Source organism: Sphingobium abikonense NBRC 16140 (assembly GCF_001598335.1).
In the GTDB taxonomy this organism is placed as follows: domain Bacteria; phylum Pseudomonadota; class Alphaproteobacteria; order Sphingomonadales; family Sphingomonadaceae; genus Sphingobium; species Sphingobium abikonense.
The window spans coordinates 1-1318 of record NZ_BCYT01000042.1; the positions used below are offsets into that span (position 1 = coordinate 1).

Annotated in this window: 1 rRNA gene; it reads left to right on the forward strand. The window is 53.2% G+C overall.

What is annotated here, in order from left to right:
- Positions 1–243 precede the first annotated feature (243 nt).
- Positions 244–1318: ribosomal RNA gene (locus SAB01S_RS17905) — 23S ribosomal RNA — on the forward strand; the annotation flags it as partial.

Below are 1318 nucleotides of genomic sequence, written 5' to 3' on the forward strand. Positions count from 1 at the left end.
AGAGATGAAGAGTAGCGGTTTGCCGCCACAGCGATGTGGTCGGCGATATGGCGCGCGAAGGCGTGCCTCTTTGACATTGTGAATGGGTTTTTTAATCGATGCCGTGGTGCGGCGCCGGTTGATGGCGGGGATCGCAAATCTCCAGGATCGACAGGTGTTCGTAATCACATAAATATCTGGCTGAGTTAATGACCACATGCGCCGGGACGATCCGTCAGGGTTGTCGTTGGTGGTGTGGGCTCTCAAGCGTGAGGTAAGGGCATCTGGTGAATGCCTTGGCATGTACAGGCGATGAAGGACGTGGCACGCTGCGATAAGCGTGGGGGAGCTGTGAGCAAGCTTTGATCCCGCGATTTCCGAATGGGACAACCCACCTTCACCATTTAAGGCTGCGCCAGTGAAAGCTGGATCAGCGTTAAATGGGAGAGGTATCACTAAGCTGAATAAAATAGGCTTTGGTGAAGCGAACCCGGAGAACTGAAACATCTCAGTACCCGGAGGAAAAGACATCAACCGAGATTCCGTTAGTAGTGGCGAGCGAACGCGGACCAGGCCAGCGCCTGGTGTTTAGTTAACAGAAGCCTCTGGAAAGTGGCGCCATAGCGGGTGACAGCCCCGTATGTGAAAACGAAACATCAGGACTTGAGTAGGGCGGAGCACGTGAAACTCTGTCTGAACATGGGGGGACCACCCTCCAAGCCTAAATACTCGTACATGACCGATAGCGAACCAGTACCGTGAGGGAAAGGTGAAAAGCACCCCGATGAGGGGAGTGAAACAGTACCTGAAACCGGATGCCTACAAGCAGTGGGAGGGTCTTCATGACCTGACCGCGTACCTCTTGCATAATGGGTCTGTGACTTAGTGTATCATGCAAGCTTAAGCCGTTAGGTGTAGGCGCAGCGAAAGCGAGTCTGAATAGGGCGACCATGAGTATGATGCATTAGACCCGAAACCCGGCGATCTAGGCATGACCAGGCTGAAGGTGCGGTAACACGCACTGGAGGGCCGAACCGTTTAATGTTGAAAAATTATCGGATGAGTTGTGTTTAGGGGTGAAAGGCCAATCAAGCCGGGAAATAGCTGGTTCTCCGCGAAATCTATTGAGGTAGAGCGTCGGATGATTGCCGTTGGGGGTAGAGCACTGGATGGATGCGGGGGTCGCGAGATCTACCAATTCTAACCAAACTCCGAATACCAACGAGTCTAGTCCGGCAGACAGACGGCGGGTGCTAAGGTCCGTCGTCAAAAGGGAAACAGCCCTAACCTACAGCTAAGGTCCCCAAGTCACGTCTAAGTGGGAAAGCATGTGGGATTT